Source organism: Chitinophaga sp. 01L420 (assembly GCF_056399985.1).
In genome coordinates this window covers 121,223-130,465 of record NZ_JBFTSK010000017.1, presented here as the reverse complement: position 1 = coordinate 130,465, position 9,243 = coordinate 121,223, and the positions used below count along the sequence as shown (strand labels likewise).

Annotated in this window: 5 protein-coding genes; 2 read left to right on the top strand and 3 right to left on the bottom strand. The window is 44.6% G+C overall.

What is annotated here, in order from left to right; all coding sequences use genetic code 11:
• Both AC1DP6_RS18180 and AC1DP6_RS18175 read right to left on the bottom strand, forming a co-directional pair.
• On the bottom strand, positions 1-499 hold a 499-nt coding region (locus AC1DP6_RS18180), incomplete at its 3' end, for a class I SAM-dependent methyltransferase (protein WP_477056104.1).
• Between the two features lie 139 nt (positions 500-638).
• Complete coding sequence (locus AC1DP6_RS18175; RefSeq protein ID WP_441577037.1) at positions 639-2,159, bottom strand: GNAT family N-acetyltransferase; 1,521 nt, start codon at positions 2,157-2,159, stop codon at positions 639-641.
• A 178-nt stretch (positions 2,160-2,337) separates the two neighbouring features.
• Here AC1DP6_RS18175 and AC1DP6_RS18170 point away from each other — a divergent pair, with 178 nt between their 5' ends.
• Together AC1DP6_RS18170 and AC1DP6_RS18165 are read left to right on the top strand one after the other, a co-directional pair.
• On the top strand, positions 2,338-3,540 hold the full coding sequence (locus tag AC1DP6_RS18170) for a glycosyltransferase (protein WP_477056103.1): 1,203 nt from the start codon (positions 2,338-2,340) through the stop codon (positions 3,538-3,540).
• A gap of 2 nt (positions 3,541-3,542) precedes the next feature.
• Entirely contained in the window at positions 3,543-4,157 is a 615-nt protein-coding gene (locus AC1DP6_RS18165) for an acyltransferase (RefSeq protein ID WP_477056102.1), read from the top strand.
• Here the strand turns inward: AC1DP6_RS18165 and AC1DP6_RS18160 are convergent.
• On the bottom strand, positions 4,154-8,800 hold the full coding sequence (locus AC1DP6_RS18160) for a PKD domain-containing protein (protein WP_477056101.1): 4,647 nt from the start codon (positions 8,798-8,800) through the stop codon (positions 4,154-4,156). The genes AC1DP6_RS18165 and AC1DP6_RS18160 overlap by 4 nt on opposite strands.
• Between the last annotated feature and the right edge of the window lie 443 nt (positions 8,801-9,243).

Below are 9,243 nucleotides of genomic sequence, written 5' to 3'. Positions count from 1 at the left end.
AGCCTGTAACGGTGCTCATAATATTGAAGTTTACCTTTTCCTGGTGACTTCCAAGGCCACAGGCAAAAAGCTTTACTTTACTGCCTACATTATTCAGCTTTATATTCTCTTCCACCGCTTTAAAATTCACTGGTTCAAAAGCAACGCAAGGCACTCCCAGACCACCCAGCCAGATATCATACTCACCTATGCAGGCGCCGATATCGATAAACCCATCCAGCTTACCCTGATCCAGTTGTTGTTTCAGGTAGTTACGGACCCGTTTCTCATAAGCATAGTTAATGAACTGAAAATCGGTTGTACCTGCCCTTATCCTGAAACGCCCTAATGCAGATGTGGCCTGCCAGCCCTTCAGCGTAGGTTTGTTTAATAATACCAGCTTAAGGGAAGCCTGGAGGGATTTCCAGTCGTTGTGCCGGATATACTCACTAAAGTAGGCCAGGTACTGTTTGTATTTGGAAAGATTTCTCCAGGAGGGATAATAGGCTGCATCTTTCATAACCGGGGAGTTTACTTAAATCTACAAATAAAAAAGGGAAGCTGCAATCCCTTATGTACTGCAACTTCCCTTGTTTACTACCTTTTTATATCCCTAAAAAACTATTTCCGAAAATGTATGACCAGTAACTACCTGGTAATCACTTTTTCTTCCATTTTACTTCGTAAAGATCTTTACGCATGTCTTTTTTTGTCTGCACACTTCCAAACGCATGCAATTCTTTTAAAAGCACCAGATCCACGTCGGCGATGACCACCATTTCTGTATTGGGAGTAGATTCCGCTTTGATACCTGTTACCGGAAATGCAAAATCTGAAGGTGTAAATACCGAAGATTGTGCATATTGTAAATCCATGTTATTTACTTTGGGCAGGTTACCAATACAACCAGCAATGGCTACATAGCATTCATTTTCAACGGCCCTTGCCTGTGCGCAAAAGCGTACACGGTTATATGCATGCTGGGTATCTGTCATGAAAGGAACAAAAAGGATCTGCATCCCCTGTTCGGCCAGGATACGTGAAGGCTCCGGGAACTCAACGTCATAGCAAATCTGTATTCCTATCTTGCCGCAATCTGTGTCAAACACTTTTATCTCACTTCCACCTTTAATACCCCAGGCCGACACTTCTCCCGGCGTTGGGTGGATTTTGATATATTGCTCATAAGTCCCGTCCCGGCGGCACAGATAAGAGATATTGTACAGGACCTCGTCAATCACGATGGGCATGCTTCCGGAAATGATATTCACATTGTAGGCAACTGCATGCTGCTGGAAAATTTCCCGCAACTTATCTGTGTACTTTGCTACCCCTCTGATCGCTCCCGCAGGATCCATCTGGTTAAATTCCTTCATCAGTGGAGAGTTGAACAACTCAGGGAACACCACGAAGTCTGATCCATAGTCACTCACCGCATCAATGAAATATTCAACCTGTTGCAGAAACCCTTCCAGGCTGCCATAATCCCGCATCTGCCACTGCACCAACCCAATACGTACGGTAGATTTATTGTAACGGATGGTATCCAGATCTTTCTCATAGTAAATATTAAACCACTGCAACAAAGTGGCAAACCCCATAGATGCCTCATCATTCGGCAAATAATTTTTAAGTATTTTCTTTACTGTAAAATCATTGGAGAACTGGAAAGTTAAAGTAGGATCATAGATCTCCCGGTCCTGCACTTTTTCTATATATTCCCTGGGTGACAAACGTTCCGCATACTTCTCATAGTTGGGAATACGGCCACCAGCCACAATCCCCTGCAAATTCAGTTGCTCACAGAGATTTTTACGGGCATCATACAAACGCCGGGCGAGTCGCTTACCCCGGTAGTCCGGGTGCACAAATACTTCTATGCCATACAATATATCTCCCTTTGGATTATGGGTATTAAAAGTATAATAACCGGTGATCTGCTCGTAGGTATGGCTATCTCCAAACTTCTCGTAGTCTACAATAATGGCCAGAGCGCATCCTACCACTTTGTCATTCACTGTTACTGCAATCTGACCTTCAGGGAAAAGCGTGATCAGTCTTTGTATGGTAGGCTCTCTCCAGTAGCTGCCGGCCATATCTGCATAAGCAGACACCATAGATTCTTTCAGGTCCAGGTAGTCCTCTACCGTTAGCGTCCTGATTTCAATTGTTTCCGACATAGAATGATTTTCTGTTTTTAATTAAAACTCAGTCCCTTAGTGACTTGCTCAATAATATTGATTTTTTTATTTACTTTGTGGATTAATTTAGCAACTGCAATAATTTAACCATACCCCAGGTAAACCTATTACCAAATATTACATTTACTCAAACCGATACACTTTAGACCTTACTACTGTGCCTTTAATCCAAAACAGAGATATAGTTATTATAGGGCTTCAACAATGGTATACCGCTATTGGCAGCAACTGTAAAAACATTGCGCAGGAGTTTGCGCGGCATAACCGAGTGTTATATATAAACGCTCCATTAGACAGACGTACTATTTTAAACGGGAAAGGAGATCCGCATGTGCAGTATCACCTTGATACCAAAGATAAAAAAGTGCCTTCCATTGTGCCTATTGGCGACAATCTATGGAACTTCTACCCTTCCGTTGTGCTGGAATCCATTAACTGGCTCCCCTTTACCCCCCTGTTCTCCTGGTTTAACAAACGTAATAACCGGAAGTTCGCGGACAGTATCAGAGAGGCGGTAACAGCTATGAATTTCAAAGACATCATCCTGTTTAATGACAATGATATATTCCGGGGATACTACCTGAAGGAGTTACTTCAACCAGAAAAGTATGTCTATTACAGCAGAGACTATCTGCTGGGGGTACCTTACTGGCAAAAACACGGGTTACAACTGGAACCCCGTCACATTGCCAAAGCCGATGTGGCTGTGGCAAATTCATTGTACCTGGCGGAAATGCTGCAAAAGTATAATCCTTCCAGTTACTATGTTGGCCAGGGCTGTGATTTACAACTTTTTGATGCCAATATAAAACATCCGGTTCCGGCTGATGTTCCTGTTGGAAAGGGACCTGTAATAGGCTATGTAGGTGCACTTAAATCACTGCGGCTGGACATCAGCATCCTGCTTAAAATAGCCAGGGAGCGCCCCGAATGGCAACTGGTATTAGTGGGGCCGGAAGATGAGGACTTCCTCCAATCGGATCTGCACCAGCTTCCGAATGTTCATTTCACCGGCAAGAAAGACATCTCCGTACTTCCGGCTTATGTGCAGTCCTTTGATGTATGCATCAATCCACAGGTCCTGAATGCTGTTACTGTTGGCAACTACCCTTTAAAAATTGATGAATATCTGGCAATGGGAAAACCTGTTGTAGCTACTGCCACCAAAACGATGGAGTTATTCAAAGATTATGTATACCTCGCTGCCACACCAGATCATTATATTCCACTGATAGAAAAAGCTTTATCAGAGAATTCCGGTTCTTTGGCAGCAGAACGCATACAATTTGCAGGTACTCATACCTGGGAAAATTCCGTGACGGCAATTTACCAGGCCATATTAAACACCAGCAGCCATTAATTATGACTATCATAGATAACATAAAACAACGTCCCGGCCTAAAAAAACTGGCTTTATACCTGCTGATGCCTAAAAATCAGGCGCGCCCCCGTAAATGGGTACAATGGTTTGTCAACCCATTCAAACATAAAAAAGGAAAGGGCTCTCTGATAAGAAGGCGTACCAGGATAGATGTACTTCCTTTTAATACATTTATACTTGGCCGTTATTCAACCATTGAGGATTTTGCTACTGTCAATAATGGAATGGGAGCGGTCATTATCGGCGACCATACCAGAATAGGAATTGGAAATGTTATCATCGGTCCTGTAAGTATAGGCGATAATGTTATACTCGCACAAAACATCGTATTATCCGGACTTAACCATGGATATACCGATCCCAATGTACCTATTGCGCTACAGCCCTGCTCTGTAGCCGAAATAATAGTAGAAGATGATTGTTGGATTGGCGCCAACAGTGTTATCACTGCAGGTGTAACTATTGGACGCCATTCCGTAGTAGCTGGTGGTAGTGTAGTTACCAAAAACGTTCCCCCTTATACGGTAGTAGCCGGCAATCCTGCCCGCCCTATCCGCCAATACCAGCCTGCAACCGGTACCTGGGAAAAAATCTAATTGGTTACCTTGACAAAATGCCCGGTCCAACGGAAACTATCACCTTCTCCTTTCACCTCCATCAGATAATATCCGGTAGGCATGTTAGTGATGTTGATGTCTGTCTGGAATGATTCCCCGATGGTATACCTGATATTCTGGTGTAGTCTTCCTTTCACATCAAAGATACGCACCTGCAAAGGAGCAGTACCTTTCCGTACCACATGCAGGCGGATATAGCTCACGGCCGGATTAGGGAAAATACGGGCAGAGTCTTCTACATGAAGATCCTGACTGGATGCGATTACTGTAACATGAAACAACGTCGAAGCAGTAGCACCCAGATTATCTGTTACAAGGAGCTGGAATTTATAGTCTCCTGCCTTCAGGCTCTTTATCAGTGTTTGCGCACGGTCAGGGTTTATAATTTCCGCCGTTGCTGGTCCGGATACCTGTGACCATGCATATGTCTTAATACTCCCATCTGTATCATAGGAGGCAGTACCGTCTGCAAAAACTGCATCTATTGGCAGTTGTACAATTCTGTCACCGGCAGTTAATGCTACCGGCGGTTTGTTCTCTACTACCACGGGCAATACCAGTACATTTATGGTAGCTGCTGCTGTGGCTTGCTTATCATCCGTTACTGTCAGCTGGTAGGTGTAAGTACCTGCTACCAGGTTACTGATGTTGGTCTTTGCCTGACCTGCTGCAGAAAGATTTCCACCGGCAGGACCCGCAGTTTTCTGCCACAACCACGTCGTAATTTGTCCGTCCGGATCGCTGGAAGCGCTTCCATCCAGTGAAGCAGTGTTAACAGGTAGCTGAACCTGGATACTGTTACCTGCGTTGGCCACCGGCGGTTTGTTTGGTTGAACCGCTGCCAGTACTACTACGTTTACACTGGCACTGCTGCTGGCGCCTGAATTATCTGTTACCGTCAGCTGAAAAGTATAGGTACCTTCCTGCAGATTATCTGCATTCGTTTTAGATACCCCGGCTGCAGTAAGATCGCCGCCGGCTGGGCCAGCAGTCTTCTTCCACGACCAGGTAGTAATTTGTCCGTCTGCATCAGTAGAACCACTTCCGTCCAATGCGGCAGTATTCACGGGTAACTGAATCTGAATATTATTACCGGCATTGGCTACTGGTGGTTTGTTTTGTGGAACCGCTGCCAGTACCACTATGTTTACACTGGCATTGCTGCTGGCGCCCGAATCATCCGTTACCGTCAGCTGAAAAGTATAAGTACCTTCCTGCAGATTATCTGCATTCGTTTTAGATACCCCGGCTGCAGTAAGATCACCGCCGGCTGGGCCAGCAGTCTTCTTCCACGCCCAGGTAGTAATTTGTCCGTCTGCATCAGTAGAGCCACTTCCATCTAATGCGGCAGTATTCACGGGTAACTGAATCTGAATATTATTGCCGGCATTGGCTACCGGTGGTTTGTTTTGTTGAGCCGCTGCCAGTACCACTACGTTTACACTGGCAACACTGGTGGCGCCTGAATTATCTGTTACTGTCAGCTGAAAAGTATAGGTGCCTTCCTGCAGATTACCTGCATTCGTTTTAGATGCCCCGGCTGCAGTAAGATCGCCGCCAGCTGGGCCAGCAGTCTTCTTCCACGACCAGGTAGTAATTTGTCCGTCTGCATCAGTAGAACCACTTCCGTCCAATGCGGCAGTATTCACGGGTAACTGAATCTGAATATTATTGCCGGCATTGGCTACCGGTGGTTTGTTTTGTGGAACCGCTGCCAATACCACTACGTTTACACTGGCACTGCTGCTGGCGCCTGAATTATCTGTTACTGTTAGCTGAAAAGTATAAGTGCCTTCCTGCAGATTACCCGCATTTGTTTTAGCCGCTCCGGCTGCTGTAAGATCGCCGCCGGCTGGGCCAGCAGTCTTCTTCCACGCCCAGGTCGTAATCTGTCCGTCTGCATCAGTAGAACCACTTCCATCCAATGAAGCAGTATTCACTGGTAACTGAATCTGAATATTATTGCCGGCATTGGCTACCGGTGGTTTATTGATAATCGCAGCCAGCACTACTACGTTTACGCTGGCAACGCTGGTGGCACCTGCGTTATCTGTTACGGTTAGCTGAAAAGTATAAGTGCCTTCCTGCAGATTACCTGCATTTGTTTTAGCCGCTCCGGCTGCTGTAAGATCGCCGCCGGCAGGGCCAGCAGCCTTCTTCCATGACCAGGTAGAAATTTGTCCGTCTGCATCAGCAGAACCACTTCCATCCAATGACACACTATTCACGGGTAACTGAATCTGAATATTATTGCCGGCATTGGCTACCGGTGGTTTATTGGCGGCCGGCTTAACAATGACACTCACCCGGGCGGTTCCAGTTAATCCTTTACTATCTGTAACTGTAAGTTCATATATAAAGGTTCCCTGAGTAAGAGCAGTAATACTGGGTTTAGCTGTATTTCCATTAGTAATGATATCCCCAGCCGGGCCACTTATTTTTTTCCATGCATAGCCCGTGATTGTACTCCCACTTGCAGCTTTGGAGCCTGACCCGTCGAGCGCTACATTGTTGACTGGCAGGGTAATAGTAATATTGCTCCCGGCATTTGCCAGCGGTGGGGAGCTGGTTCCTGCTTTCAGTTCAAAAGCACCCACATCATATTTTAGCTGTTGCGGGCGAGACGTGCTATCATAGTCCGTATTCAAATTAAAATCGCTCATATCCCGGCCTGCATCTACCGCTGAAGATGTTGGCAGCAGGTGATAATTTTTGCTGGCACTATCTACAAAATTGGCAGCAGCCTGGCTTGGATAACAGAGGTTATTGGAATACAGCAATTTAATAGGCAGATCTCCTTTTATATACATCCCCTTTACCGGGTAGTCATAAGCAGTTCCTTTCTGCACCATCAGGTTGTTATACACCTGGTGTCCGATCGGCGTCTGATAGGCAAAGATCTTGATCGCATTCGATCCGTTATCTGTATTGATAATGGTATTGTTATAAATAACGGCAGCCGGAGGAGGAAAAATATCCGGCGTAGTATTAGCCGGGATTTTATCAGACACATTAATGCCTTCATAATGGATATCTGAGATCACATTATTATAGATCTCACTTACACCAGATCCGAAAATAGTTACTCCTGGCATGTAACCAACCGAAATATTGTTATTATATACTTTGAGGCTCGAACCGGAGCCAACGAGAATGCCGTATCCTTGCGCGGAATTCTGTGACATACCATAGTTTACAATCCTGTTATTGAAAACACGGTTATCTCCGTTTTTTGCCATGGAGATCTGCATCGCATCGCTACCAATGTTTTCGAGATAATTGTCATACACCAGGATGTTTTCTATCCAGTGTGAACGCATATCTGTACAGGTACCTTCTGTCCAGAAATAATGGGTATTGCCTATATAGAAGCCTTCCCATAGTGAGTTCAGGCACTTGATGTGGTGAATTTTCACATTCTTCATCACATAACTTCCTTCCAGGTATTGCGGTTGCGCGCAGGTTTGCAGAGTTTTAGCCTGCAACATGATGCCTCCGTCATGAATAAATATGTTGTGTACATCAAAATCGGAACTACCTACCCCAAGGGTCAAACCAAATATCTGTAAGCCGGTAATATTAGTACCATTCAGGTCAAAGCCATACTCATAATTCTTATCTCCGCTACCGCTGATCTCCACAAACCGACAGGTGGGCGCATTAAAAACAGCAGCAGTTCCCTGGTTTTTAACACCCAGTTTTACCTGTCCTCCGCAGTTCGTGATCACAACAGGCTTTGCAGCGGTACCCGTAATATTACCCAAATGAAGGTACTCATACTCTCCTGCCGGAATACACAACGTATCACCTGGTTGAACCCCCAATGTAGCCATGGCGTTCGGATAGTACATTTCTGCACGTCCGTTGGCGGTGTTGGTCATTGGCACTACAATACGCCGGCCACCCGTAACAGGCGGTGTTACCACTCCACTTTTGGAATATTGTAACATCCATTCGTACATGTTTTTATTGTTTTCTTTATAGGCAGGATCATAGGCCTTCGTCCATGCGTCATGGCCGGAGGCATTGAAAATAGTAACCCTTGCAAGCGGATTTGGTGTTGGTGTACTGGCGTTGATGTCCTTCACCCAGTTAATGGAATAGTCTGGCGGTACGTTGGGATCTACCTGATTATGGAAGGCCCAGATCGGCGTATTGTTACCGGCGATATTCGCTGCCAGTGTGGTGGTAGGAGGATAATAACCACAAACAACCGCTGAGGCGGCAAATGCTTTTGCGTCTGCTTTATTTTCGGATAGCGCTCCCCACGTTTCTCCTCCTCCCATACTTAACCCTGTTAGATAAATTCGGTCAGCGTCAATATCATATTTTGTAAGCAGGTAATTTTTAAATTTAATCGCATCCGCAGCCCCCGGCCAGGTATTGAACTGGGGGGAAATTACTATAAACGAAAAATCTTTGTTGTTGACAGTGAAGGTGGTTGGGAATTTGCCCTGTGCAATTACTTTAGGGAGACCATTATTTAATACTGCGGAAAGGGGTGCACCAGAACTGGCCAGTTCACCTACTCCATGAAAGAAAATGATGAGGGGATACTTTTTACCACTGCCAGGTGTATACCCGGCGGGAAGATATTCATAGAAACCTTTTATGTTGGTCATTGTCGGATCACTAAAAGATCTGGCAGTTTGTACCTGACCAAAGCTCCTGGGGGATCCTAAAAACAACAGAAATAAAATAGCGCCTAGCCTATAAATGCTGCGGCACAAAGGTTGCCTTAGCGATAGCAAAAGGTTAATCATAAAATTATATGGCTTGCAAAGTTTTTAAAAATCTATCCTCATAGTTTCTCCTTAAAAAGTTTCTCAATAGAAAGCTTCCGATATTACAAAGAAAGCTTTTTTTTTAATCACATAATTAAAAAAATTAACATATATGTGCACAATAAATAAAGTATAACTATTTTACATTTATACTTATTTGTTTATTTTCAATTTATAGCGGTAAATCTCTTCTTTTTTTTCGGCGAAAAAAACTACCTTTGCACTTTCAGCATCTAAATAATTGCCCCATTTTTTAAACCTCATCCTATTAAAGACCATGA

Coding starts and splice junctions, on each gene's coding strand:
- AC1DP6_RS18175 (WP_441577037.1), bottom strand. CDS start 2,159: ATGTCGGAAACAATTGAAATCAGGACGCTAACGGTAGAGGACTACCTG.
- AC1DP6_RS18165 (WP_477056102.1), top strand. CDS start 3,543: ATGACTATCATAGATAACATAAAACAACGTCCCGGCCTAAAAAAACTG.
- AC1DP6_RS18160 (WP_477056101.1), bottom strand. CDS start 8,800: ATGACCAACATAAAAGGTTTCTATGAATATCTTCCCGCCGGGTATACA.